Below are 24078 nucleotides of genomic sequence, written 5' to 3'. Positions count from 1 at the left end.
GTCGTAGAGAAGTAAGCATGCTTGCGATGAGATGGACTCTACAAACCCTGTACGGTTTCATGAAAGATGCCATGTCATTGTTTCAAAAGAACTTTTTCGCCGGATACAAAAAAGGCCACTCTTTCGAGTAGCCTTTTTTGATGTTTGGTTGCGGGAGCCGGATTTGAACCGACGACCTTCGGGTTATGAGCCCGACGAGCTACCAGACTGCTCCATCCCGCGTCTGTGGGCGGCATTGTACAGTCCAACGCCGAGGTGTCAACCGTTAATCAACCAATGGGTCAAATAAGTGTGAATTGACTGCGCGGGCAACCTGACTTCGCGATTGAAAACACTTTGCCCCGATGCCGGCCGAATCAGGAAGCTGACACCCAGGCAAAACAAAAAAGGCCACTCTTTCGAGTAGCCTTTTTTGATGTTTGGTTGCGGGAGCCGGATTTGAACCGACGACCTTCGGGTTATGAGCCCGACGAGCTACCAGACTGCTCCATCCCGCGTCTGTGTGTCGGCATTCTACAGAGGAACGCGAGTGTGTCAACCCGAGATTGAAAGAAAAGCGCTTGTGGTTCAATCGGTTAGCTCTCCATTAGTGGCTGCATGACCGCTGCGGGCCAGTCCGGCCGGGGCTTTCAGCTCTATTGAAATGCCAAATTCGATTGAGAAAATAAATTTAGCTGGGAATTTTCCTACCGCTCAGACGGAAGATTCAAACTACTGGTGCTATATACAGGGGGTGAATGCGATACTGGCGGCCCGTTGGATTGCCCTCTTTTATATGACTCAGCGCAAAATCATCCACGTCGACTGTGATTGCTTCTACGCCGCCATCGAGATGCGCGATGACCCGAGCCTGGCGCAAAAGCCGCTGGCGGTGGGGGGCTCGGCGGATCGGCGTGGGGTGATCGCCACTTGCAACTACGAAGCGCGGGCCTATGGGGTGCGCTCGGCCATGTCGTCGCGCCATGCCTTAAAGCTGTGCCCGGACCTGACCATCGTCAAGCCGCGGATGGATGCCTATAAAGAAGCGTCAAAGGAAATCCAGCTGATCTTTCGCGATTACACCGATTTGATCGAGCCTTTGTCGCTGGATGAGGCCTACCTCGATGTCTCCGACAGTCCGCATTTTGGTGGCAGCGCCACGCGTATCGCCCAGGATATTCGCCGGCGGGTATCCAACCAGTTGCACATCACCGTGTCCGCAGGGGTGGCGCCGAACAAGTTCCTGGCGAAGATCGCCAGCGACTGGAAAAAGCCCAACGGCCTGTTCGTGATTACCCCGGACCAGGTCGAAGACTTTGTCTCCCAGTTGCGCGTGAGCAAATTGCACGGTGTAGGCAAGGTGACGGCCGATAAGCTGGCGCGCCTGGGTATTGAAGACTGCCTGCAACTGCGCGAGTGGAACAAGCTGGCGCTGGTGCGCGAATTCGGCAGTTTTGGTGAGCGACTCTGGAGCCTGGCTCGTGGGATCGATGACCGTTTGGTGCACAACGACAGTCGGCGACAATCCATCAGTGTGGAAAATACCTACGACGTCGACCTGCCCGATCTTTCAAGTTGCCTGGCAAAACTCCCCGAACTGATGGAAACCCTGGCCGGGCGCATGGCGCGCATCGACAGCAGTTACCGCGCAGGCAAGCCGTTTGTGAAGGTGAAGTTTCATGACTTTACCCAAACGACATTGGAGCAGGCGGGGGCGGGAGGGATCTGGAGAGTTATCAACAGTTGCTGACCCAGGCATTTAACCGAGGTGGCAAGCCGGTGCGGCTGTTGGGGATTGGTGTGCGGCTGCTGGACTTGAGCGGCGGCAACGAACAGCTCGAATTCTCCTGGTAGAAACCGGAGTCGAAATGTGGGAGGGGGCTTGCTCCCGATTGCGGTGTGTCAGCTATGTATAAGCTGGCTGATGCACCGCTATCGGGAGCAAGCCCCCGTCATTTGGATCTACAGCGTTTTTGAAGCCTCAGCGTGCTCCGGATCCGCCACCAACCGCCCCGCATCCTTGGTCAGCGCTTGCAGAAATTCCTGCTGCAACTCCGGATCATTGCGGGTCAGTTCGATCAAGCTTTGTTCCAGTTCGCTGGCTTCTTCTTCCAGGCCCAGCTCCGAGAGGCGCTTGACCCGGTGAACCCACTGGCTGACTTCATCGTCTTCCAGGTCGTCATAGATCAGGCCGTGGGCTTCCAGCAATTTGCCGCGCAAGGCGCTGCTGATCGCCAGGGTCGAGTCCGAATGCACATCGTCCTGGCCATCTTCCACGCTGATTTTCAAGGTGGTGATGCGGTTCAGGTCCTGCTCGGCAAATGGGCTGTCCAACAGGTTCAGGCGCAGGACGCCGTTGCGGTCGGTGGTCAGCTCATGGGTTTGTTTGCCGGCGGTGACCTGTACCGGGCGCTCGCTCCACGGCAGGCTCGAATACTCCACGCGCTTGTCGCGCTGGACTTCATCGATACCCGCCAGGTTCTGTTGCGCACGGCCATGGGACTGCACGTTCATGAACGGGTTGAGGCCGTCCACGCCGTAGGTCAGCCAGTCGTGGGTCATGCTGGTAGGCAGGTGGCCGAGGGCGAAGATATTCGCCACGTTGGCACCCGCGCCCGCCACCAGCGCCACCGCACCCAGGGGCATCTCATAGAGTTTGCGCCAGGGTTGGTAGGGCGTGTAGCGGTCGTAACGACGGGTGACTTCGAATTCGGTGACCTCGAAGGTCTTCTGTTCGTGAATGCGCACCCGGCGTTGCGGCAGCTCAAGCACTTTGGGTTCGCCTACATCGATCTGCAGGCTGTGGTTGAGCAACTTACGCTCGACCCGCTCCTCGTGCTCACTGCGTTGCGACATCTGGTTGGCGCAGCCGCTGACCAGCAGGGCGCCGCACAAGGCGGCGCCCCCCAGGGCTCTGGTGTTTCGCTTGAACATGACTTCTCTTGATCTGGTTTTCAGCGACGAATACGCGCCTGAAGGAAAGACAGCACGTCAGCCACCGGCAACGGTTGGGCTTCGGCTTCGGTCCGGCTCTTGTATTCCAGATTGCCATCAGCCAGGCCGCGGTCACTGACCACGATGCGGTGTGGGATGCCAATCAGTTCCATGTCGGCGAACTTGATGCCCGGGCTGGTTTTCTTGTCCCGGTCATCGAGCAACACTTCAAAACCGGCTGCCGTGAGTTCGGCATACAGTTTGTCGGTGGCTTCGCGTACTTGCTCGGTTTCGTAACGCAGCGGCACCAGGGCAACCTGGAACGGCGCCAGGGCGTCACTCCAGATGATGCCTTTCTCGTCGTTGTTCTGCTCGATGGCAGCGGCAACCACGCGGGACACGCCAATGCCGTAGCAACCCATGTCCAGGGTGATCGGCTTGCCGTTTTCGCCCAGCACTTCGCACTTCATCGCCTTGCTGTACTTGTTGCCCAACTGGAAGATGTGCCCGACTTCGATGCCGCGCTTGATTTCCAGGGTGCCCTTGCCATCCGGGCTTGGGTCACCGGCCACGACGTTGCGCAGGTCGGCCACGGTCGGCACCGGCAGGTCTCGCTCCCAGTTCACGCCGAAGTAGTGCTTGTCGTCGATGTTCGCGCCGATGCCGAAATCGCTCATCAGTTCGACCGAGCGGTCGATGATGATCGGCAGCGGCAGGTTCAGCGGGCCGAGGGAACCGGCGCCGGCGCCAATGGCGTCGCGCAGTTCGGCATCGGTGGCCATGACCAGCGGGCTGGCCACGCCAGGTTGCTGGGCCGCCTTGATTTCGTTGAGTTCGTGGTCGCCACGGATCACCAGGGCGATCAGCTTGCCTTCTTCCTCGGCGTGCACGATCAGGGTCTTGATGGTCTTTTCAATCGGCAGATTGAATTTCTCCACCAGGGCCGCGATGGTCTTGGTGTCCGGGGTATCCACCAGGCGCAGCTCTTCAGTTGGGGCTGGGCGCGAGGTTTCACGCGGCACGGCTTCGGCTTTCTCGATATTCGCCGCGTAGTCGGAGCCGTTGCTGAAGGCGATGTCGTCTTCGCCGGACTCGGCCAGCACGTGGAACTCGTGGGAGCCGGCGCCGCCGATGGAACCGTTGTCCGCTTCAACCGCGCGGAACTTCAGGCCCAGGCGTGTGAATACGTTGCAGTAGGCCTGGTGCATGCGGTCGTAGGTCGCCTGCAGCGAAGCCTGGTCGGCGTGGAACGAATAGGCGTCCTTCATGATGAACTCACGGCCGCGCATCAAACCGAAGCGTGGGCGGATTTCATCACGGAATTTGGTCTGGATCTGATACAGGTTCAGCGGCAGCTGTTTGTAGCTGCTCAGCTCGTTGCGCATCAGGTCGGTGATCACTTCTTCATGGGTCGGGCCGGCGCAGAAGTCGCGGCCATGACGGTCCTTGAAGCGCAGCAACTCAGGGCCGTACTCTTCCCAGCGCCCGGATTCCTGCCACAGTTCAGCCGGTTGGGTGCTCGGCATCAACACTTCCAGAGAACCGGCAGCGTTCATTTCTTCACGAACGATGGCTTCGACCTTGCGCATCACCTTCAAGCCCATGGGCAACCAGGTGTACAGGCCCGAGGCCAGTTTGCGGATCATGCCGGCGCGCAGCATCAACTGATGGCTGATCACGACCGCGTCGGAAGGCGTTTCTTTCTGTGTGGCGAGCAAATATTGACTGGTGCGCATGGTAGGCCGTTGTCGGTTGCTGGGCTTGAAATGACTTGGGATTGTACGGGCGCAAACTGCTGGAGTACAGGCGTCAGAATGCAGAGGGGTCTGTGGGAGGGGGCTTGCTCCCGATAGCAGGGTCAGGCGCTTATAGCGCACTGGCCCACCGCTATCGGGAGCAAGCCCCCTCCCACATTGACCGAGTTGTGTCAGTCTTCGGCGGGTGGGTTCAACCGAATCCGCCGGTTTTCCTGATACCAGTGCAACGCAATCAGCAGCAGCGTTGGCACACCCAGCAGGCAGGTAATCATAAAGAAGTTGTGATAGCCGAACTTCTCCACCATCACGCCCGAATACCCGCCGATGAGGCGTGGCAGCAACAGCATGATCGAGCTGAGCAGCGCATATTGGGTGGCGGAGAACTTGAGGTTGGTCAGGCTCGACAGGTAGGCCACAAACGCCGACGTGGCCAGGCCCGAGCTGAAGTTGTCCAGGGAGATGGTGAAGATCAGCATCTGCAGGTCCGGGCCCATGTCGGCAAGCATCACGAACAGCAGGTTGGTGCCGGCCGACGTCACACCGCCGATAAACAGGATCGGCAGGATGCCGAAACGCACGATCAACAGGCCGCCCATGCCGGCGCCGAGCAGGGTCATGATCAGGCCGAAGATCTTGCTGACCCCGGCAATCTGGTCCTTGGTAAAGCCCTGGTCGATATAGAACACGTTGGCCATCACGCCCATCACGGTGTCGGACATGCGATAGGTGGCGATCAACCCCAGCAACAGCAGGGCCTGCCAGCGGTAGCGCAGGATAAAGTCATTGACCGGCGTCAGCACCGGCGCAAGCCCACGGCGGCCCATGGCCGAAAGGCATAAGGCGGTCAGCGTGATATAGAGGATGGCGCGCAGGAAGGCGCGGTCTTCCATCAGCAGGTCCCACAGGCTGACACCCTGGAACAGTACACTGGCGAAATCGGTGTTGAACAGTTGGGTAAACATCGCCGGAACCGACACCAGCAGCACAATCAGCACAAACACCGATACCAGTTGGTGCACAAAACTGTAGCGTCCGGCCTGCAACTGGGTGCGCAATGGCACATTCGGTTCGCGCATGAGCAGCGTGGTCAGCAGCGCCGGGATCATCAGCACGCCGAACAGCACGTAGGTGCCGGTCCAGGCCGCGTGTTTATAGTTGAAACCGGTGGAGCCGAAGCCTTCGGCAAAGAACAGCGCGCCGGCCGTGGCCAGCAGGGCGGCGATGCGGTAGCCGGACATATAGCTGGCGGCCAAGGCGGCCTGGCGGCTGTCGTCGGCGATTTCCAGGCGATAGGCATCGACCGCGATGTCTTGGGTGGCGGAGGCGAAGGCCACGACCACGGCAATAGCGATCAGCCAGGACAGGTGTTTCTGTGGGTCGCAGAAGCCCATGCCGATCAATCCGAGGATCACCAGCGACTGGGACAAGACCAGCCAGGAACGTCGACGTCCGAGTTTGCCGAGCAGCGGCAGGCGCCATTGGTCGAGCAGCGGCGACCAGACCCATTTGAAGGCGTACGCCAAACCGATCAGGCTTGCATAGCCGATGGTCTCGCGGGCCACACCGGCCTCGCGCAGCCACACCGAAAGCGTCGAGAACACCAACATGTAAGGCAAGCCGGCGGCAAAGCCGAGCAACAACAGCACTAACGTCGAGGGGCTGGCATAGGCAGCGAGCGCGGCGCGCCAGGTTTTACGGGGCATGGGCTGGAGTCTGCCTCAGGTTTGCGAAAACAAAGCGCGCACTCTAACCGCTGTGCTCTACCGGGCGCCAGCCATGGCGCTGAATATCCACGCGATTGTTGCGCACCGTGACGCCTTCATCGCGCAAACGCGCGCGCTGCTCGTCGCCCGAGGCACTGCCCGCCGGCAGACTTATCCGACCACCGGCACCCAGCACGCGGTGCCAGGGCAGTCGGCTGTCCTCGGGCAGTTGGCTCAAGGTGCGCCCGACCCACCGAGCCGCGCGCCCCAGCCCAGCCAGTTGCGCCAGTTCGCCGTAGCTCACCACGCAGCCAGCGGGGACTTGCGCCAAAGTCAGGTAGAGCGCGGTGCGGCGCATTTCGGCGGGGGTTTGGGCTGATTGATTCACTGTGGTGCTATCCGGTTTATGGCGCGATCCGTTGAAATCGTCGGCATATTTGTAAGAAACGTCTGTAAACATGGTGGTGAGCGTTGAACTCAACCCCGATCCTTGAGTCAGTCCTTGCTCAGACGTTATCTAACACGATAATGCCCTCTTTTGCCAAAGCCCGAGCCTCGAATACGCTTATGTTGTCCAGAACCCTGCTGTGCCTAGCTGTTCTCAGCGCCTCAACCCCCTTGCTAGCAGACACCGTCTGGTTGAAGAACGGTGACCGCCTGACCGGCAAGATCAAGGTCTTCGACGGCGGTAAGCTGTTGATCCAGACCGATTACGCCGGCGCCATCCCGGTGGACTGGAAGCAGGTCAAGACCCTGGAAAGTGACCAGGAACTGCTGGTCAAGCAGGATGCCTATACCGGCGAAAAGGCCAAGTCCCTGCAGGCTGCGGATGACGGCAAAGTAGTGCTGGCCAATGGCGAGGCGCCCAAGACCGTCGAACTGGCCAGCATCCAGCAAATCATCAAGCCCAAGCCGGTGATTGAAGACCTGGTGTGGAAGGGCAACGTCGACATGGCGCTGGACTATAAGCGCGCCGAGAAAGATACCAACGATTACGACATCGATTTCAAGACCACCGCGCGTCATGGCCAATGGCGTCACACTGGCCAGGGCGAATACAACCGCGAGTTCCAGGATGATGTGAGCACCACGGACAACTGGGCGCTGGAATACGACCTGGACCGTTTCCTCACCGAGCACTGGTTCTGGCAGGGGCGTTTGACCTACAAGCGCGACAAAGTCGAAGACCTCGCCCGCCAACGCACCGTCGGTACCGGCCCGGGGTACCAGTTCTGGGACGACGAGTTGGGGGCGTTCTCCCTTGGTTCGCTGGTCAACCGTACCGACTATGAATATGCCGAAGGCGGTAAAGACAACTTCTATTCGGTGGCCATGAAATGGAATTACAACCGCTACCTGGTGGGCAAGACCGTCGAGTTCTTCACCAATGGGGAACTGGGCCGGCCGATCGATGGGCCCGTCGACTACTCTCTCGATGCTGAGATGGGCCTGCGCTACAAAGTCACCGAATGGGCATCGCTCAACCTCAAGGCCGAGCGCGACATGATCAGCGGCGACTCCGAAAGCAGCTTGAGCAAGACCCGCTACACCGCAGGCTTCGGCGTGGCCTGGTAATCGAGTCCCTGGCAACCGGTGCGTATATTGATTACCGTGTGTTGAGATCGATTCCCATAGACTGTGGGCGGCTGAATACCCGAGGAGTCATACGTTGAGCGCACAGGTTGCCAAGAACGCCCGAGAGCTGTTGCTCAAGGAATACCGTGGAGCCCTCTCCACATTATCCAAGGCCATGCCTGGCTTCCCGTTCGGTTCGGTGGTGCCTTACTGCCTGGACGAACTGGGCCGCCCGCTGATCCTGATCAGCCGCATCGCCCAACACACCCACAACCTGCAGAAAGACCCCAAGTGCTCGCTGTTGGTGGGCGAGCGCGAGGCGGATGATGTGCAGGCGGTGGGGCGCCTGACCTATCTGGCCGAAGCCGAGAAGCTGGAAGACACCGCTGCCATTGAAGCGGCCGCCGAGCGTTACTACCGCTACTTTCCTGATTCGGCCAATTACCACAAGGCTCACGATTTCGACTTTTGGGTGCTCAAGCCGGTTCGCCACCGCTATATCGGCGGCTTTGGCGCGATTCACTGGATCGACCAGTTGAGCCTGGCCAACCCGTTCTTCGGCAAGGCCGAGCGCAGTATGGTCGACCACATGAACAGCGATCACGCCAAGGCAATTGCTCACTATGTCGACCTGGCGGGGCTGCCCGCCTCCGAGCCGGCGCAACTGGCCGGCATCGACAGCGAGGGCATGCACCTGCGCATTGGCCAATCACTGTACTGGTTGCCCTTTGCCGAGTCTTGCAACACTCCGACACAAGTGCGCGAAGCCCTCGTTTCATTGGCTCATGCCCAGGCATGGCCAAAAAAAGAACCGGCTTCAGCTTGAATTCAGGCAGGGGTGGCGGCACCTAGTGTGTACTTGCAAGGCATTCTTGCGTTGAGGAACTCTTTTGATGCGCCCTTTTTTATTGCTCTTTCTGCTGTTCCCGGTGTTGGAGCTGTTCGTATTCGTTCAAGTCAGCAGTGCGATCGGCTTTTTCCCGGCCCTGTTGCTGATCATTCTCGGCTCGATGCTCGGCGTTCTGGTGCTGCGCGTCGCCGGGCTGGCGACGGCGCTGCGTGCCCGTGAAAGCCTGAACCGCGGCGAGCTGCCGGCCCAGACCATGCTCGAAGGCCTGATGATGGCCCTGGCGGGTGGCCTATTGATCCTGCCGGGTTTTATCAGCGATGTGATCGGCCTGGTCATGCTGCTGCCGTTCACCCGCAAACTGCTGGCCGGCAAGATGCGCCAGCGCGCCGAAGAAGCGGCGATACGCCAACGAGCGTTCGCCGACGACCTGCAATCGCGCGGTGGCCCGGCTCCACGCGAGCCGCTGGGGCGCGAAGGCGATGTGATTGAAGGCGAGTTCGAGCACCGCGACAGCAAATAACTGCTTCATCGGCACGGCACCTTTGGGTGCCGTGTTGCATTTCCCCGGCCGCAGACACAAAAAATTTCATCTACGCCCCCTTGTAATCAGCTTATGCGCCCTTATGTATCGGTCACCGCAAGGTTTCTGGTGGTGACACTAGACAGACTTCCGCGTTTCGCCCAGCGAACCGCGACCGGCACCGCCGGAATTTAACCCGCCGGAATTGATACCGGCCGATGAAAAACACAATTAGGAGAGATCGACAATGAGCAAGCTTCGTCCTCTGCACGACCGCGTCGTCATCCGTCGCAGCGAAGAAGAAAAGAAAACCGCTGGCGGCATCGTTCTGCCAGGTTCGGCTGCTGAAAAAGCCAACCACGGTGTGATCGTCGCTGCGGGCCCAGGCAAGACCCTGGAAAACGGTGATGTCCGCGCACTGGCCGTGAAAGTGGGTGACAAGGTTGTTTTCGGCCCTTACTCCGGCAGCAATACTGTGAAAATCGACGGCGAAGACCTGCTGGTGATGGCTGAGAACGAAATTCTCGCCGTACTCGAAGGCTGATTTCCCGCTCATTTTCCCGTTACTACAAAGTATTTAAGGAATATCGATCATGGCTGCTAAAGAAGTTAAATTCGGCGACTCCGCCCGCAAGAAAATGCTCACCGGTGTCAACATCCTGGCTGACGCAGTAAAAGCGACCCTGGGCCCGAAAGGCCGTAACGTGATCATCGAGAAGAGCTTCGGCGCTCCGACCATCACCAAGGACGGCGTTTCCGTAGCCAAAGAAATCGAACTGGAAGACCGTTTCGAGAACATGGGCGCGCAGCTGGTCAAAGACGTTGCCTCCCGTGCCAACGATGACGCAGGCGACGGCACCACCACCGCTACCGTTCTGGCTCAGGCCATCGTCAACGAAGGCTACAAGGCCGTCGCTGCCGGCATGAACCCGATGGACCTCAAGCGCGGCATCGACAAGGCGACCATCGCCATCGTTGCCGAGCTGAAAAACCTGTCCAAGCCATGCGCTGACACCAAGGCTATCGCCCAGGTGGGTACTATTTCCGCCAACTCCGACAGCTCCATCGGCGACATCATTGCCGAAGCCATGGAAAAAGTCGGCAAAGAAGGCGTGATCACCGTTGAAGAAGGCTCGGGCCTGGAAAACGAACTGTCGGTTGTAGAAGGCATGCAGTTCGACCGTGGCTACCTGTCCCCGTACTTCGTCAACAAACCAGACACCATGGTTGCTGAGCTGGACAGCCCGCTGATCCTGCTGGTCGACAAAAAGATCTCCAACATCCGCGAAATGCTGCCAGTACTGGAAGCCGTGGCCAAAGCCGGCCGCCCACTGCTGATCGTTTCCGAAGACGTTGAAGGCGAAGCCCTGGCCACTCTGGTTGTGAACAACATGCGTGGCATCGTCAAAGTCGCAGCCGTCAAGGCTCCAGGCTTCGGCGACCGTCGCAAGGCCATGCTGCAGGACATCGCCGTATTGACCGGCGGTACCGTTATCTCCGAAGAGATCGGCCTGAGCCTGGAAAGCGCCACCTTGGAAAACCTGGGTAGCGCCAAGCGCGTGACCATCTCCAAGGAAAACACCATCATCGTTGACGGTGCTGGCGTTGAAAGCGACATCGAGTCCCGTATCGCCCAGATCCGTGCGCAGGTTGCTGAAACCTCCTCGGACTACGACCGTGAAAAACTGCAGGAGCGTCTGGCCAAGCTGTCCGGCGGCGTTGCAGTGATCAAGGTTGGCGCCGGTTCCGAAGTTGAAATGAAAGAGAAGAAAGCCCGCGTTGAAGACGCCCTGCACGCAACCCGCGCAGCCGTCGAAGAAGGCGTGGTACCTGGCGGTGGCGTTGCGCTGATCCGTGCTCTGGAAGCCCTGACCGGCCTGACCGGCGACAACGCTGACCAGAACGTCGGTATCGCTGTGCTGCGTCGTGCTGTTGAAGCACCGCTGCGCCAGATCGCTGCCAACTCCGGCGACGAGCCAAGCGTTGTGGTCAACGAAGTCAAGAACGGCAAAGGTAACTACGGTTACAACGCTGCGACTGGCGTCTACGGCGACATGATCGAAATGGGCATCCTGGACCCTACCAAGGTGACCCGTTCGGCGCTGCAAGCAGCATCCTCCATCGGCGGTCTGATCCTGACCACCGAAGCGGCGATCGCTGATGCACCGAAGAAAGAAGGCTCGGCTGGCGGCGGTATGCCAGACATGGGCGGCATGGGTGGCATGGGCGGCATGATGTAAGCCAGCCTTACCCCTGTACTGAAAAAGCCCCGCCTGCAGTGATGCAGGCGGGGCTTTTTTTGTGCGCGCTGTCTGAGGTTCAGCGCGGCGCCAAGGGCCTCGATGGCCGATACAGCAACAAACCATACAGGCCCAGGCAGATCAGCCAGCAAAAAATCGCCGTCCACACATTGTGGGAAAAGAAGTGCGCCCCTTGCAGCATGCGGCTCACTGAAAAGATGCTGCCCAAGCCGGCCGCGAAGAGGAATGCGTAGCGGGCCATCCGCGGCTTGCGGTCACGCAGTGCAAAAAACAGCGCGAACAGGGCGAACCCGGTGGCCGCATGGCCGCCGGGCCAACAGCGCCCGGGTTTATCGGTGGCGGGGCGATGGCTCAACAGTGTGCTGTAGGTTTCCTCGCCACCGAACTCCTTGAGGCTCCACGGGCACTGCACGCCGGTCAGGGTTTTCAACGGTGAGACAAAGGCGGTCGCCAGTCCAAGGGACAGCACCAGGCAGCCCAGTTCGCGGCGGTAGGACTTGAGGCGTTGCAGGATAAACGTGCCGACAAACCCCAGGATCGCCATGACCGAAAACAGGATCACCAACTGCTTGGCGCGGTCATGCAGGATGTCTTCGAGCAAGAAGCTGTAGCGACCGACGAAGCCGCCCTCCGCCGCGTTGTAGAACCGTTTGGCGAGAGCCATGTCCAGTGGCGTCAGCTCCAGCAACAGCAATGCCAGCGCGGCGGCGGCGGGAATGCCCAGGTACAGCCGAAAATCAAGCGGCTTGGAAGCCGGCGCAACGGGAGGGGATGGCATGGCGGACCTTGATCGAAGACGTCCCGCACTCACCTGTGCGGGACGCTCTGTTTAGCGTGTGCTCAGCGCTGGGGCCTCGTCCTTGTGCCCCCTCCAACTCAGCAATTGTTGTTTGAACCCATAGCTGGCGGCCTGGTAGTAGGTGATCGCGCGCTGGATTAATGGATCATCGCTGTTCACCCGCAACTCCTGGCTCTCACCCAGGGCCTGGTCATGGCGACGCAGGCCCAGGCGTGGGCTGAGGATCGCCAGGTCCGTGCCGTCGAACAACCCCAGATGCTGGTAGTTGCCGACCACGACCCGAGGCGGCAGTGGGTTGTCCTGCAGCAGGTTGCGGCCAAAGAAGGTCGACTCGTAGCTCAGGTTGATCAGGCCCAACAGCGTCGGCGCAATGTCGATCTGGCTGGCCAATTGCGCGGTTTCCCGGGCATCGATCAGCGTTGGCGCATAGATGAACAAGGGGATCTGATAGTTGGTGATGGGCAGGTCTTCCTTGCCCGCGCTGCCGGCGGTGTGGTCGGCGACGAACACAAAGATCGTGTTATCGAACCACGGTTTCTTGCGCGCAGCGGCGAGGAATTCGCCGATGGCGTGGTCGGTGTATTTCACCGCGCCGTCGCGACCATTGCCGGATTTGATGTCGATGCGCCCATCCGGATAGGTGTAGGGACGATGATTGGAGGTGGTCATCAGTTGCAGCAAAAACGGCTGCTGCCTGGCGTAGTCGGCGTCGGCGAGCTTGAGGGTCTGTTTGTAGAGATCTTCGTCGGCCATGCCCCAGGCGTTTTTAAACGAAATTTCCGCTTCGGGCACGCTGCTCTGGTCTACGACCCGGTAACCGTTACCGCTGAAAAACGCGTTCATGTTGTCGAAGTAACCGCGCCCGCCGTAGACGAACACGCTGTCGTAGCCGATGGCGGAGAGTTGTTGTCCGAGGCTGGCGAACCCGCTCTCGCGGCCAATGCGCTTGACGATCGAGCGCCCCGGCGTCGGAGGGATCGCCAGGGTGATGGCCTCAAGGCCTCGATCGGTACGGGTGCCGGTGGCGTAGAAATTATTGAAATACAGGCTTTGTTTACGCAGCTCATCCAGGTTAGGCGTGAGGTTGCGCCCATCGCCATTGCTGCCCATGTACTTGGCGCTGAAACTTTCGATGGTCACCAGCACGATGTTGGGTTTGCGCAAGGTGCCGGGGTTGCTGATCTCGCGCCGGATATCCAGCGGGTCCTGGCCGACGAAGCGGGCGTTGGGTTCGCTGAGTTCGGCGCGCAATTGCAGGGCGACCACGTCGGTTGGCAAGGTTTTGTAGAACTGGGGGTAGTCCAGCTCGTTGTTACGGAACGCGGCGAAAAACTGATAGGGGCCGTTACTCGCCAGCTCGTTCTTGTAGGCGTTGCCGCCCTGGGTGCGCGGGCTGTCCTGACTGATCAGTTGCAGGCTGAGGCCGGCGGCGACCAGCAGCGCCACGGCGTTCAACACGCGGCCGCGCAGGGCCGGCAGCGGAGCGTTCATCGCCGCGTTGAACGGTTTGCGCAGCGCCAGGCTCAGCACAATGGCCAGCATCGCCAGCAGGCTCAGCAGCTTGCCGATCGGGTAGGACTCCAGCAGGTTGTTCAGCACCTCGTCGGAATACACCAGGTAATCGACGGCAATAAAGTTGAAGCGCACACCGAACTCGTCCCAGAACAGCCATTCGGCGACCGCGGTGAACAGCATGGCGAACAGGCTCACGGTCAACACCGCCTGCAGGAACCAGCGGTGTCCACGGCGGCGCCACAGTCCCGCAGGGCAGAGCAGTAAGTAAAGTCCCAGCGGCAGCGCCGCATAGGCCAGGAAACCCAGATCGTAGAGCACACCGACGCCAAACACCGGCAGCAGGTTGCCGCCGACTTCGTCCAGGTGAGTAATGAGCAGCACGCTGCGAGTGAGCAGGAAAACCACCAACCAGGCACCGGTGATCAACTGCAGATAGCGCATTGGCGCCGATTTGAAAAACCCCATGTCCATGTTCCTTATATCAATGGGCGGCGATATTCGTCCTGACGCTGTAGTCAGTTTGTGAAGCTATAGTGAAAAACTCGTTGAACGGTTGAATCGGTTGAAAACCCTTATCGACGCACCTTCCGGCTCTATCCCTGAGCCCCGCTTGGCCTTAAGCTGCGCGAGCCAACACGGCCGTTACCGCGTACGGAGACACTGCCCATGCGAATTTTATTGGTTGAAGACAACCGCGATATTCTGGCCAACCTGGCGGATTACCTGGGGCTCAAGGGCTACACCGTGGACTGTGCGCAGGACGGTTTGTCGGGCCTGCACCTGGCGGCCACCGAGCATTACGACCTGATCGTGCTCGACATCATGCTGCCCGGTATCGATGGCTACACCCTGTGCAAGCGCCTGCGCGAAGACGCACGCCGCGACACGCCGGTGATCATGCTCACCGCGCGTGACCAGTTGGACGACAGGCTGCAGGGCTTCAAGTCCGGCGCCGATGATTACCTGCTCAAACCGTTTGCCCTGTCGGAACTGGCCGCGCGCATCGAAGCCGTGCTGCGCCGTGCCCAGGGCGGCGGCCGCCGTGCCTTGCAGGTCGGCGATTTGAGCTACGACCTCGACACCCTTGAAGTCACCCGCGAAGGGCGCCTGCTCAAGCTCAACCCGGTCGGCCTCAAGCTGCTGGCGGTGCTGATGCAAAAAGTCCGCACGTGCTGCGCCGGGAAATCCTCGAAGAGGCGTTGTGGGGCGACGATTGCCCGGACAGCGACAGCCTGCGCAGCCACGTCCACCAGTTGCGCCAAGTCATCGACAAGCCCTTCGCCAAACCGTTACTGCAGACAGTGCACGGCGTTGGTTATCGTCTGGCCGAGGGGCGTGATGGAGTTTAAGCAAAGCCTTTCCCAGCGGATCATCATCGCCTTTGCCTTGATGAGTGCGTTGGTGGCGGGGGCCTTCGCCATGGGCATTATCGCGACCGTGCACCTGGTGGAAGAGAAGTTGATCTCGGCGGGCCTGGGCGGTGACTTGCAACGCTTGCTGCTGATGGACACGGTCGAAGACTGGCGCCACCGACCCGAGCCGGACCAGTTGTTCTATTTCAGCGGCGGGCCGGGCGATTTTGAATTGCCCAAGGACCTGCGGCATCTGGAGCCGGGCTTTCATGAAGTATTTCGCGAATCGCTGTCGTACCACGCCATGGTCGAAGTGATTGACGGGCGACGTTATGTGTTGCTGCAAGACCAAAGCGATTTCGAAGAGCGTGAGCGTGTGCTGTTTGCCGTGGTGCTGGTGGGCTTTGTGCTCAGCCTGGCATTGGCGGTGTTCCTCGGCTGGGTGCTGGCGCGCAAAGTGATGGCGCCGGTTGTACGCCTGGCCCGGCAGGTGCGTCACCGCGACCAGTTACTGGGCCTGGCACCGCCCCTGGCGCCGGATTATGCGGCCGATGAAGTGGGTGAGCTGGCGGTGGCGTTCGACGCCACGTTGGGGCGGCTGCGCGCGGCATTGTCTCGCGAGCAGTTGTTTACCAGCGATGTGAGCCACGAATTGCGCACCCCCTTGATGGTATTGGCTAGCTCCTGCGAGCTGCTGCTGGAAAACCCGGCCATCGATCAGCGCGGGCGTAACCAGGTGCAGCGCATTGCCCGTGCCTGCGAAGAAATGCGCGAGCTGGTACAGACCTTCCTGATGCTGGCCCGCGCCCAGCATAACGATGCCTCTATGTCGGCCCAGGTCACCCTCAGCCAGGTGGCGGACGATTTGCTCGGCATCTGGCGTGAACAAATCGAACACAAGGGGTTGGAACTGATCTACCAGCCAGGCAACCCCCTGGACACGCGCTACAACACGACGTTCCTGCATGCGGTGATGGGCAACCTGCTGCGCAATGCCTTGCATTACACCGAGCATGGTTTTATCCGGCTGACCCTGGAGCCGGCGGGCTTTGTGGTGGAAGACAGTGGCGTCGGCATTCCAGAAGAGAAACGCGAAGCGATGTTCGAGCCCTTCGTGCGCGGCAGCGAGAAGCGTGGTGATGGCCTGGGGCTTGGTTTGTCGCTGGTGCAACGGATTTGCGAGAACCAGGGCTGGAGCGTCAGCCTCAGCACCATGGAGCCCAATGGCTGCCGCTTTCATGTCGAACTGGGTCAGCCCGGCGCCTGACCCGTCCACCCTGCCGCAATCCTCCCAAACATCGTCGTCATTCGGCGAAGATGGCCCCATGATATTGTTTATGTCTGTAAAGTTTTGAAATGTATGGGGTTGGACAGGACAGGTTTTTCACACATGGTTGACCTGTTGATCACAGTTCGGTGCTTAACGTTGTAGGCATCAGTAACTGGAGATCAGTGATGTCTAACCCTATCAAGCTCGAATTTTCCGAAAAGTATGACGATGAGCATGCGCGGGAATATTTACTCAAGCATCAAGACAATCTGGCGCGTCGCCTGTCCCATAAACGCGACGAGCAATTGGCTCGTGGCGCCCTGGCGATGGCCGGTGAGCCAGGTCTGGTACTGGACCTGCCGTGCGGCGCGGGGCGGTTCTGGCCGTTGCTGGCAGAGAAACCCAACCGTGTGATTATCGGCGCGGACAATTCAGCGTCGATGTTGAAGGTTGCAACCGTCGCCCAACCCGCGGAAGTTGTGAAACGGGTACGACCCTTGCAGACATCAGCCTTTGATATCGACCTGCCAGATAACGCGGTCGACAGCATTTTCTGTATGCGCCTGCTGCACCATATTGGTGACCCGGCGCACCGGCTGGCGATATTGCGGGAGTTCCAACGGGTTACCCGCGACAGTGTGATCATTTCGCTGTGGGTCGACGGCAATTTCAAAGCCTGGAAACGCAAGCGCCTCGAAGGGCAGCGGCGTAGAAAAGGTGAGCAGGAAAGTTACCAAAACAGATTTGTGTTACCAGCTGCTACTGTTGAGGCAGAGTTCGAAGAAGCCGGTTTTCGTGTCCAGGAGTCTCTGGACTTCATACCGTTGTACGCCATGTGGCGAGTGTATGTATTGCGCAAGAGGTAGCAGGATGGCAGTTGAGTGCGTAGCAGGCAGTCACGTAGCTCCCGAAGACAAGTTTGATTATTTCTGGCGCCAGCAAGGCGAGTGGGTCGAGGAACCCAATCGTCGGCGCGGCGGTGAAAGCGGTGTGCAACGCGTGATGAGCGCCAATGGCCGCTTGCTCTACAGCAAGCGCCAGACCGGGCACATCTATCGCAGTTGGCTGCACCCGTTCGGTCGCCCCACCGTGTTGCGCGAGCGGGACGCCATCAAGGGCCTGCGCTTGTTGGATGTGCGCGTACCGGAGCTGGTGTTCTGCGAGGCGCGTCGCGATGCGGATCACCACTGGAAGGCACTGCTGGTGACAGCGGCGCTTGACGGTTTCGACGAAATTGAACACTGGTACGCCGCCGGTGGCCGTGAACGCTACGGCGAAGTAGTGCACGAGCGTGTGCTCAAGGAATTGGCCGGCACCCTGGCGCGTATGCACAAGGGGCGCTGGCAGCACGGTTGCCTGTACATCAAGCATATTTTTGTGCGGGTGATGGGCGAGGGCGACTCGGCCACTGTGGACGTGGCACTGCTGGATTTTGAAAAATGTCGCCAGCGCCTGACCGCTCATCGGGCGGCGTCCCATGACATGCGGCAACTGCGCCGCCATTCGTCGTGGAGCGATAGCGACTGGCAAAAACTCAGCTACTTTTACGAGACGGCGTTTGGCAGCGCTATCAAGGGTTTAACCAAATGAAGCTAGAAATAGCACGAGGTCTGTTCCTGGTGGGGGCGTTGGGCGTTGCTGCCTTGGCCCTGGCCGCGTGGGAGCAGCCTCGCACACAGGTACTCAGTGCAACGCAGGAGGGCGCGCAATGCTTTTTGCCGCGCGTCGCCAAGGCGAGTGTGGCGGCCAAGCCTGATCACGAGCTGCTGCTGTTCATGTTTGGCATGTCTCAAGGGATGAGGCCACAGAGTTGAAACGATCAAGCCAGCCGAAAAGGGCCTTGCGATGCGAGGCCCTTTTTTTGCGTTATTCACCGCTGGGAAACGGCCAAACTCGGCTCAAATCAGGTGCAGATGGTTATCCCAGAGCCCCGCCGGCAACTCCAGCGGTGTTGCCACCAACGGTTGCTGGCGGCAATCGTAGAAGCGGCAACGCCCTTGACCGGAGGTGACGACAAAACCATCCGCCACCGCGCCGACACCCGCGCAGTCCGGTAACGGCCCATCCAGGCGCAGCTCGCCGCTGTCCATGTCCCAGATAAAGAAGCGGTTGCCACGCGGCGCGGTCAGCGCCACCAGGCGCAACTCGCTGTGCACCGCGACGCTGGCGGTGTAATGCCCCATCGCCTGCAACTGCTCATCGGCTACCGGGAAGGGGACGAACGGCTGCCCTGGCCGCTTGATCGCCAGCAGCTCGGAACGCTCTTGGGACGGCCCCATGAATTGCTGACCGGTAAGGATGGTGCCATCGCTGGCGATGCCCATGTGGCGCACGCTGTTCATCTGTTGCGCCAGGGTTTCCTTGCTGATCAGTGTGCCGTCGCGGCGCATCAATACCAGGCTTGGCTCCATGGCGTTGAGGTTCATCTCCACACGGCTTTCGGCTTCGGTGCGAATGCCGCCGTTGGCCACGATCAGTGTCTCGCCGTCGGGCATCCACGACACCTGGTGCGGGCCGATACCGTGGGTAGAAAGCTCACCGCTGTGCACCAGCCGCTCGCCTTCGAACTTATACACACCGAGCAGGCCGCGACCGGGGTCGGAGGTGTCGTTTTCGGTGGCGTACAGCCAGTCGCCGCTCTGGTGAATCACCGCATGGCCATAGAAGTGGCGATTGGCGTTCGAGGTAATGGTTTGCAGCAATGCGCCATCACGCAGGTCGATCAGGTAACTCTCGGTGCCTGGGCGTCGGGCAACAAACAACGCAATCGGTAGCGTGGGGTGGTTGATGATGTCGTGGCAACGCTGGCCAACCTGGGTGGCAAATACGGGTTTGCCGTCCAGGTGGTAGCCCACGGCGTAGTGCTTGCCGTCCGCATCATCCCGCGCCGACAACAGCAGCGGGCGTTTGTCTTTGCTTTTGAACAGCGTCCAGCCACCCAGGGTGAGTGCGCTGAGCAGTACGCTGCCAATGGCCAAAGCCTGTCGCCTGAGCATCATCAGTCACCGTCGTTGGCGTTAAAGCCCAGTTGGATGCCCAGCGCCTTGGCCAGTTCGCCTTCGTGCAGGCGGTGAACCACATTGAGGCTGTCGTAGAGGTCATTGAGTTGCTGGCGCCCGGCGTCATCGTTCAACAGTTCGTTGAGGGTGCGCTGGTTGCTGGCGAACAGTTTCAGCGATGCTGCATAGGCAGCGTCGATCTTGTCGGCCAATGGCTTCTGATCCGCCGGCAGCAGGCCGCGCAGGCCCTTGTTGTCGACGCCGACCCACACGGTCTGGGCGGCGGCGAGGCTGGCCTCCAGGCTTTGCAGGGACGACTGGCTGCGCCATGCGTCAGCCTGGAACGGCTGCGGGATGCCCTTGGTCTGGCGGCCCATCGGCGTGCCGAGTTTTTCTTCAGGGTGTCCAGCGCGGTCACTTGCACACGCAGCAGATCAGCGATCGCTTCGTGGGAATCGGCGTAGCGCTGGTTGGGAAACTTGCTCATCTGCGCGAGCATGCCGTCGGTGCTATTCCAACTGGCCAGGATCTCTTCAGCCAAGGCTTTCTGACGGTCGCCGATGGCCACCAGCAGCGGGCAATAACGCGCTTTCTGTGCCGCGTCGGCGAGGTCGGTCTTGGCGTCGTAGAGGATGTATTCGTAGGCCGACAAGCCTTGTACCACCACGCTGGACTTGGCCAGTTCGGCGCCGTCGATCTGCGGCTGGCTGGCGACCAGTTGTTCTACCTGACGGCCCACCAGGTTCTTTTTGTCCGGCCAGAACTGCACCTGCCACGAACGGTTGCCTTCAGCCAGCGGGCCGATCAGCAGCGGTTGCAACTCGGCCCAGGCTTTTTGCGCGTGGAGGAAGTCTGCGCGGGCGGTGTCCAGGCTCTCCTTGCCTTGGCAGTAGGCCAGGGCGCTGACGGCCAGTTGACGGTCGGCCTCGACCCAGCGGCTGTAGGTCGGCAGGATCACTTGCTTGGCGATCGCCGCCGAGGTCAGGGCTTGCGGGTCTTGTGGCGAGCAGGCGCCCAGCGCAAGGGCGGCCAGGCTGGTGAACAACAACTTGGGACGGAACATGTCGAGCTCCCTTCTGTAAGTGGGGCAAAGCTTATAAAGAATTCAGGAACGCCAGCAACGCAGCGCGCTGCTCGGCATTGAAGGACAACACATGCTGCTGCGCCGCTTGTGCCTCACCGCCGTGCCAGAGCACGGCTTCCAGCAGGTTGCGCGCGCGGCCGTCATGCAGAAACTGGGTGTGGCCACTCACGGTTTGCGTCAGGCCGATGCCCCACAACGGCGCGGTGCGCCAGTCGCGGCCGCCGGCCTTGAATTCGCTGCGGTTGTCGGCCAGGCCCGGGCCCATGTCGTGCAACAGCAGGTCGCTGTAGGGGCGGATCACTTGGTTGGCCAGTTCAGGTTCGGCGGCCGTCGCTGCGGTGGTGAACGACGGTTTGTGACAACCCTGGCAACCCGCCTGGTAAAACAGGTTCTTGCCGTCCAGCACTTGTGGGCTGTCGACATCGCGACGCACGGGTACGGCGAGGTTGCGGGTGTAGAACAGCACCAGGCGCAGGATGTTATCGCTGACCTCCGGCTCGCCGTCGGGGCCGTTGCCGTTGGGCGCCTGCTTGCAGGCCACTTGGGCGTCGGTGCAGTCATCGAAGGGTCTCAGGGAGGTGGTGAGGCCCATATCACCAGAAAACGCGTGAACATTTTGTTGATTGAGGTTGGGTTGCCCGGCTTTCCAGCCAAAGCGCCCCAGAACAGTCTTTTGCCGGGCGTCATCCCACACCCAATTCGCGCGGCCGACCAGGGCTTCTTTATCGGCGGTTTTCGCGTCGGTGTTGCGCAGGATATCCGCCTCGCTGATGGCTTCGAGCAGGCCCAGGCCGATCATCGGCGGGGCGATGCGCGCAGAAAAACGCGTGTCGGGGTGCATCGGGCCATAGCCCAGTTGGGTGATCTGCAGGTTTGGCTGGCGCAACTCGACGACGGTACCGTCCTTGAAGGTGACGTTGACCGGCGTGTAGTCGACGCGCACCTTGCCTTCGGGTTCTACACCGGGCACGGCCATGTCTTGCAATTGCCCGCCATAGACCGGCTCGGGCACCACGCCGGCCTGCTCAATGAGTTTGGCGTAGGTGGGCGCATCCGGGATCGACAGACGCACCAGCATCGACACTGCATTGGCGGCGTCGGGCAGCGGCGGGTGGCCACGGCCATCCTTGATATGGCAGTTCTGGCAGGCGTTGGTGTTGAACAGCGGGCCCAGGCCATCACGCGCGGTGGTGGTGGACGGCGCGATCACCCAGGGGCTGCGGAAAAAGCTGTTGCCGACGCTGAAGTCCAGGCGGCGCGTGGGCGACAGGTTGGCCGACGGCAGGGAAAACGCGTTCTGGTCGCGCTTGTTCACCGTCGCCGCGCCGCCCGCACGCGCCTCACCCGGCTCGGCCTTGGCAAACCTGGGGGCGTTATCGCACGCAGTGAGGCCCAGGGCCATGCAAGCGATGGACAGACGAAAAAGCGAGCGGAACATCGAGTTTCCTGAACGAAGGCGAAAAATCTGGTCGCAAAGTCTAACAGGGCCGGGGGGAATGAATAAGAGCAATTATCGTTTGGTGGTAGCCGATTCATTCCCGCTAGAATGACCGCACATTTTTTTTGGAGGTGACCAATGCAGGCTATCGACGCTTTGCTCAACCGTGTTTCCGTGCCGCGCTTGCTGGAGCCGGCACCGACCCAGGCGCAGCGCGACGTGTTGTTCGCCGCCGCCATGCGCGCGCCTGACCACGGCCAGCTGCGTCCTTGGCGTTTCCTCACGGTGGAGGGCGCCGCCCGCGAGCGGATGGGCACGCTGCTGGCCGAAGCCGCGCGCCTGCAAGACGCCGACGCCCCGCAAGCCGCCATCGACAAGGCGCAGAACGGCCCGTTGCGCGCACCGCTGGTGGTGGTGGTGATTGCCCGTTTGCAGGAACACTTCAAGGTACCCAAATCCGAACAGTTGCTGGCCGCTGCCTGCGCCGCCCACGGCATTCTGCTGGCGGCATACGCACAGGGGATCGGCGCGGTGTGGCGCACCGGCGAATTGTCTTACTCCGCTCATGTCGCCAAGGGCCTGGGGCTGAAGCCGGATGAAGAAGTGATTGGCTTCCTTTACCTGGGCACGCCGCAAAACCCACCGCGCACGGCGCCGAAGGAAGATGTGGCGCAGTTTGTTCAAGCCTGGAACGGTCTTTGAACGATCACTGAGCTGCTTGATGTGGGCGCTGGCAAACCTCGCTCCCACAGCGGCTTCATGGCGTTGGTGAGCGGATCGTTGGCGGTGCAGGAGCGTTCAGAGCGGCTGGGCATGCCGTTCGGGGCGTGACCAGATCCACAGGTTGCCCAGGCTCATGCCGGCAATGGCCAGGTAAATCGGCCAGCCGTGGTCGAGCATCACCAGCATCACTATGGCGCACAGCAGCATGCTCACGGTGGCGCTGACCTTGGCCCTGCGCGCGATGATCTTGCCGTTGCGCCAGTTGAACAGGATCGGCCCGAACAGGCGGTGGTTTTCCAGCCAGGCGCTGAGGCGTGGCGAGCTTTTAGTGGCAGCCCAGGCAGCCAGCAGGATGAATTCGGTGGTGGGCAAACCCGGCACGACAATCGCCACCAACCCGATGCCCAGGCTGACGTAGGCCAGCAGTCCGAAAAGGAGCTGGACGATTTTCGAGGTGGATTGGGTTTTACCGGTCATGGTGAAACTTATCTGGGGAGAAGGTTTACAAAAGTGCGAACTGAAATGCAGTTTAACGGTGGAAGGGGGCTTGCACCCTCCCACAGTTGATCGCATTTCAATTCAGACGTCAGGCCAGTTCAGGCGCGCTAGCGTACGCCTGTTCCAGCAACACGGTGAAGCGTACAAACGCATCGACCGCGCCTTGTTCCACGGCGGCTTCTTCTTCGGCGCTCAATTGCAGAGCATCCAGGGTGCGGGTGAAGCTCTTCCAGCCTTCGGCGCGACCGCCGGCCGGTTCGCCCAGGTGGCGGGCCCCGAAGGTTTCGCTCAGGCCCAGGCCCACGGCGCGTTTGATCAGGAACGCGGCGCCCAGCTTGGAACCTTCAGACACGAACAGCCAGCCCAGCGCTTGGGCCTTGCTTGGGTTCTTGAGCGCGCCGGCCACCGGTGCGGGCACTTCAGTGTCCAGGTCGGCAAGGTCCAGTTTGGCGGCGTCGGCGCGGCAGCGCGCGGCCAGGTCCGGGACGATCTTGATCAGTTCGGCATCGTTGTACAGGCCCACCAGTTCCGATTGGAACAAGTACTGCGCCACCACGAAACGGGCAAAGTTGGCCTGGGTTTCGAACGGTGCATGGGCTTTTACCAGCGCATCGAGCTTGGTGTGCGGCTCATTGGTGATCTGGTTCAAGCGCTGGGAGCGCAGGCTTGGGCGTTCTGCGGTAGGGGAAGCGGTCATGAAAAAGTCCTTGAGAAGGGAAGCGCCTTGTTGCCCTAAAGAGAGCGGTTATCAACTAGACGAACAAGAAGACGCGGCACAGTAAAAAATCCACACCTGGCCGATGAAATCTCGGCGAGGTGAG

At 60.4% G+C, this 24078-nt stretch carries 20 protein-coding genes, 2 tRNA genes and 3 pseudogenes; 12 read left to right on the top strand and 13 right to left on the bottom strand.

Annotated elements, in window-relative coordinates; translation table 11 throughout:
• Window positions 1-145 precede the first annotated feature (145 nt).
• Together AB4O25_RS13225 and AB4O25_RS13220 are read right to left on the bottom strand one after the other, a co-directional pair.
• Window positions 146-222: transfer RNA gene (locus tag AB4O25_RS13225), tRNA-Met, on the bottom strand.
• 198 nt (window positions 223-420) lie between these two features.
• A tRNA-Met gene (locus tag AB4O25_RS13220) sits at window positions 421-497 on the bottom strand.
• 278 nt (window positions 498-775) lie between these two features.
• On the opposite strand from AB4O25_RS13220, the pseudogene dinB reads away from it, so the two are divergent.
• A pseudogene (dinB, locus tag AB4O25_RS13215) lies at window positions 776-1833 on the top strand (DNA polymerase IV).
• A 108-nt stretch (window positions 1834-1941) separates the two neighbouring features.
• Here the strand turns inward: dinB and AB4O25_RS13210 are convergent.
• The 4 genes from AB4O25_RS13210 to AB4O25_RS13195 form a co-directional block, all read right to left on the bottom strand.
• Window positions 1942-2913, bottom strand: a complete 972-nt coding sequence (locus AB4O25_RS13210; protein ID WP_460150920.1) for a hypothetical protein — start codon at window positions 2911-2913, stop codon at window positions 1942-1944.
• A 20-nt stretch (window positions 2914-2933) separates the two neighbouring features.
• Window positions 2934-4649, bottom strand: coding sequence for a proline--tRNA ligase (locus AB4O25_RS13205; RefSeq protein WP_017529282.1), 1716 nt, complete (start codon window positions 4647-4649; stop codon window positions 2934-2936).
• Between the two features lie 191 nt (window positions 4650-4840).
• The gene (locus AB4O25_RS13200) at window positions 4841-6373 is read right to left on the bottom strand and encodes an AmpG family muropeptide MFS transporter (RefSeq protein ID WP_017529281.1); all 1533 of its coding nucleotides are present in this window, start codon (window positions 6371-6373) and stop codon (window positions 4841-4843) included.
• A gap of 43 nt (window positions 6374-6416) precedes the next feature.
• Window positions 6417-6731: an MGMT family protein gene (locus AB4O25_RS13195; RefSeq protein ID WP_050554005.1), complete on the bottom strand. Its 315-nt coding sequence runs from the start codon at window positions 6729-6731 to the stop codon at window positions 6417-6419.
• A gap of 209 nt (window positions 6732-6940) precedes the next feature.
• On the opposite strand from AB4O25_RS13195, the gene AB4O25_RS13190 reads away from it, so the two are divergent.
• The 5 genes from AB4O25_RS13190 (at window position 6941) to groL (ending at window position 11558) form a co-directional block, all read left to right on the top strand.
• Window positions 6941-7948: a DUF481 domain-containing protein gene (locus tag AB4O25_RS13190; protein WP_065876666.1), complete on the top strand. Its 1008-nt coding sequence runs from the start codon at window positions 6941-6943 to the stop codon at window positions 7946-7948.
• 94 nt (window positions 7949-8042) lie between these two features.
• Window positions 8043-8774, top strand: a complete 732-nt coding sequence (locus AB4O25_RS13185) for a HugZ family pyridoxamine 5'-phosphate oxidase (protein ID WP_017529278.1) — start codon at window positions 8043-8045, stop codon at window positions 8772-8774.
• 67 nt (window positions 8775-8841) lie between these two features.
• Complete coding sequence (locus AB4O25_RS13180) at window positions 8842-9318, top strand: FxsA family protein (RefSeq protein WP_065876665.1); 477 nt, start codon at window positions 8842-8844, stop codon at window positions 9316-9318.
• A gap of 247 nt (window positions 9319-9565) precedes the next feature.
• Window positions 9566-9862, top strand: a complete 297-nt coding sequence (locus AB4O25_RS13175; protein WP_017529276.1) for a co-chaperone GroES — start codon at window positions 9566-9568, stop codon at window positions 9860-9862.
• Window positions 9863-9911: 49 nt separating this feature from the next.
• Window positions 9912-11558, top strand: a complete 1647-nt coding sequence (gene groL / locus AB4O25_RS13170) for a chaperonin GroEL (RefSeq protein ID WP_017529275.1) — start codon at window positions 9912-9914, stop codon at window positions 11556-11558.
• Between the two features lie 79 nt (window positions 11559-11637).
• Here groL and AB4O25_RS13165 read toward each other — a convergent pair whose 3' ends face one another.
• Together AB4O25_RS13165 and AB4O25_RS13160 are read right to left on the bottom strand one after the other, a co-directional pair.
• Entirely contained in the window at window positions 11638-12357 is a 720-nt protein-coding gene (locus AB4O25_RS13165; protein WP_460150918.1) for a phosphatase PAP2 family protein, read from the bottom strand.
• 51 nt (window positions 12358-12408) lie between these two features.
• Entirely contained in the window at window positions 12409-14358 is a 1950-nt protein-coding gene (locus AB4O25_RS13160; RefSeq protein WP_460150917.1) for an LTA synthase family protein, read from the bottom strand.
• Between the two features lie 201 nt (window positions 14359-14559).
• Here AB4O25_RS13160 and colR point away from each other — a divergent pair.
• From colR to AB4O25_RS13135, 5 genes and pseudogenes are all read left to right on the top strand, one after another.
• Window positions 14560-15242 (top strand): annotated as a pseudogene (gene colR / locus AB4O25_RS13155) (two-component system response regulator ColR).
• The gene (locus tag AB4O25_RS13150; protein ID WP_065876663.1) at window positions 15232-16512 is read left to right on the top strand and encodes a sensor histidine kinase; all 1281 of its coding nucleotides are present in this window, start codon (window positions 15232-15234) and stop codon (window positions 16510-16512) included. The pseudogene colR and the gene AB4O25_RS13150 overlap by 11 nt, the downstream one beginning before the upstream one ends.
• Before the next feature lie 188 nt (window positions 16513-16700).
• Window positions 16701-17381 carry a class I SAM-dependent methyltransferase gene (locus AB4O25_RS13145; protein ID WP_017529271.1) on the top strand — a complete coding sequence of 227 codons (681 nt, stop codon included), beginning with the start codon at window positions 16701-16703 and terminating at the stop codon, window positions 17379-17381.
• Between the two features lie 4 nt (window positions 17382-17385).
• The gene (locus AB4O25_RS13140) at window positions 17386-18105 is read left to right on the top strand and encodes a lipopolysaccharide kinase InaA family protein (RefSeq protein ID WP_017529270.1); all 720 of its coding nucleotides are present in this window, start codon (window positions 17386-17388) and stop codon (window positions 18103-18105) included.
• The gene (locus AB4O25_RS13135; protein WP_460150915.1) at window positions 18102-18329 is read left to right on the top strand and encodes a hypothetical protein; all 228 of its coding nucleotides are present in this window, start codon (window positions 18102-18104) and stop codon (window positions 18327-18329) included. The genes AB4O25_RS13140 and AB4O25_RS13135 overlap by 4 nt, the downstream gene beginning before the upstream one ends.
• A gap of 84 nt (window positions 18330-18413) precedes the next feature.
• Here the strand turns inward: AB4O25_RS13135 and AB4O25_RS13130 are convergent, their stop codons facing one another.
• The 3 genes and pseudogenes from AB4O25_RS13130 to AB4O25_RS13120 all read right to left on the bottom strand — a co-directional run bounded on the left by AB4O25_RS13130 (window position 18414) and on the right by AB4O25_RS13120 (window position 22036).
• The gene (locus tag AB4O25_RS13130; RefSeq protein ID WP_026067374.1) at window positions 18414-19511 is read right to left on the bottom strand and encodes a DUF1513 domain-containing protein; all 1098 of its coding nucleotides are present in this window, start codon (window positions 19509-19511) and stop codon (window positions 18414-18416) included.
• A gap of 2 nt (window positions 19512-19513) precedes the next feature.
• Window positions 19514-20577 (bottom strand): annotated as a pseudogene (locus tag AB4O25_RS13125) (imelysin family protein).
• Window positions 20578-20608: 31 nt separating this feature from the next.
• Window positions 20609-22036 (bottom strand): di-heme oxidoreductase family protein, encoded by a 1428-nt coding sequence (locus AB4O25_RS13120; protein ID WP_460150914.1) that lies wholly within the window; start codon window positions 22034-22036, stop codon window positions 20609-20611.
• A 138-nt stretch (window positions 22037-22174) separates the two neighbouring features.
• On the opposite strand from AB4O25_RS13120, the gene AB4O25_RS13115 reads away from it, so the two are divergent.
• Window positions 22175-22738 (top strand): NAD(P)H nitroreductase, encoded by a 564-nt coding sequence (locus AB4O25_RS13115; protein ID WP_017529265.1) that lies wholly within the window; start codon window positions 22175-22177, stop codon window positions 22736-22738.
• 96 nt (window positions 22739-22834) lie between these two features.
• Here AB4O25_RS13115 and AB4O25_RS13110 read toward each other — a convergent pair whose 3' ends face one another.
• Together AB4O25_RS13110 and AB4O25_RS13105 are read right to left on the bottom strand one after the other, a co-directional pair.
• On the bottom strand, window positions 22835-23236 hold the full coding sequence (locus AB4O25_RS13110) for a YbaN family protein (RefSeq protein WP_017529264.1): 402 nt from the start codon (window positions 23234-23236) through the stop codon (window positions 22835-22837).
• Window positions 23237-23345: 109 nt separating this feature from the next.
• On the bottom strand, window positions 23346-23954 hold the full coding sequence (locus AB4O25_RS13105) for a biliverdin-producing heme oxygenase (protein WP_017529263.1): 609 nt from the start codon (window positions 23952-23954) through the stop codon (window positions 23346-23348).
• Window positions 23955-24078 lie beyond the last annotated feature (124 nt).

The sequence above is a fragment of the Pseudomonas sp. S3_A03 genome, assembly GCF_054668275.1.
Note: the sequence above shows the minus strand (reverse complement) of the source record. Positions and strands in the feature narration are given on the sequence as shown.

What these genes read in the sequence shown, in the direction of transcription:
- AB4O25_RS13210 (WP_460150920.1), bottom strand. Translation starts at nt 2,913, where the DNA reads ATGTTCAAGCGAAACACCAGAGCCCTGGGGGGCGCCGCCTTGTGCGGC.
- AB4O25_RS13205 (WP_017529282.1), bottom strand. Translation starts at nt 4,649, where the DNA reads ATGCGCACCAGTCAATATTTGCTCGCCACACAGAAAGAAACGCCTTCC.
- AB4O25_RS13200 (WP_017529281.1), bottom strand. Translation starts at nt 6,373, where the DNA reads ATGCCCCGTAAAACCTGGCGCGCCGCGCTCGCTGCCTATGCCAGCCCC.
- AB4O25_RS13195 (WP_050554005.1), bottom strand. Translation starts at nt 6,731, where the DNA reads ATGCGCCGCACCGCGCTCTACCTGACTTTGGCGCAAGTCCCCGCTGGC.
- AB4O25_RS13190 (WP_065876666.1), top strand. Translation starts at nt 6,941, where the DNA reads ATGTTGTCCAGAACCCTGCTGTGCCTAGCTGTTCTCAGCGCCTCAACC.
- AB4O25_RS13180 (WP_065876665.1), top strand. Translation starts at nt 8,842, where the DNA reads ATGCGCCCTTTTTTATTGCTCTTTCTGCTGTTCCCGGTGTTGGAGCTG.
- AB4O25_RS13175 (WP_017529276.1), top strand. Translation starts at nt 9,566, where the DNA reads ATGAGCAAGCTTCGTCCTCTGCACGACCGCGTCGTCATCCGTCGCAGC.
- groL (WP_017529275.1), top strand. Translation starts at nt 9,912, where the DNA reads ATGGCTGCTAAAGAAGTTAAATTCGGCGACTCCGCCCGCAAGAAAATG.
- AB4O25_RS13165 (WP_460150918.1), bottom strand. Translation starts at nt 12,357, where the DNA reads ATGCCATCCCCTCCCGTTGCGCCGGCTTCCAAGCCGCTTGATTTTCGG.
- AB4O25_RS13160 (WP_460150917.1), bottom strand. Translation starts at nt 14,358, where the DNA reads ATGGGGTTTTTCAAATCGGCGCCAATGCGCTATCTGCAGTTGATCACC.
- AB4O25_RS13150 (WP_065876663.1), top strand. Translation starts at nt 15,232, where the DNA reads ATGGAGTTTAAGCAAAGCCTTTCCCAGCGGATCATCATCGCCTTTGCC.
- AB4O25_RS13145 (WP_017529271.1), top strand. Translation starts at nt 16,701, where the DNA reads ATGTCTAACCCTATCAAGCTCGAATTTTCCGAAAAGTATGACGATGAG.
- AB4O25_RS13140 (WP_017529270.1), top strand. Translation starts at nt 17,386, where the DNA reads ATGGCAGTTGAGTGCGTAGCAGGCAGTCACGTAGCTCCCGAAGACAAG.
- AB4O25_RS13135 (WP_460150915.1), top strand. Translation starts at nt 18,102, where the DNA reads ATGAAGCTAGAAATAGCACGAGGTCTGTTCCTGGTGGGGGCGTTGGGC.
- AB4O25_RS13130 (WP_026067374.1), bottom strand. Translation starts at nt 19,511, where the DNA reads ATGCTCAGGCGACAGGCTTTGGCCATTGGCAGCGTACTGCTCAGCGCA.
- AB4O25_RS13120 (WP_460150914.1), bottom strand. Translation starts at nt 22,036, where the DNA reads ATGTTCCGCTCGCTTTTTCGTCTGTCCATCGCTTGCATGGCCCTGGGC.
- AB4O25_RS13115 (WP_017529265.1), top strand. Translation starts at nt 22,175, where the DNA reads ATGCAGGCTATCGACGCTTTGCTCAACCGTGTTTCCGTGCCGCGCTTG.
- AB4O25_RS13110 (WP_017529264.1), bottom strand. Translation starts at nt 23,236, where the DNA reads ATGACCGGTAAAACCCAATCCACCTCGAAAATCGTCCAGCTCCTTTTC.
- AB4O25_RS13105 (WP_017529263.1), bottom strand. Translation starts at nt 23,954, where the DNA reads ATGACCGCTTCCCCTACCGCAGAACGCCCAAGCCTGCGCTCCCAGCGC.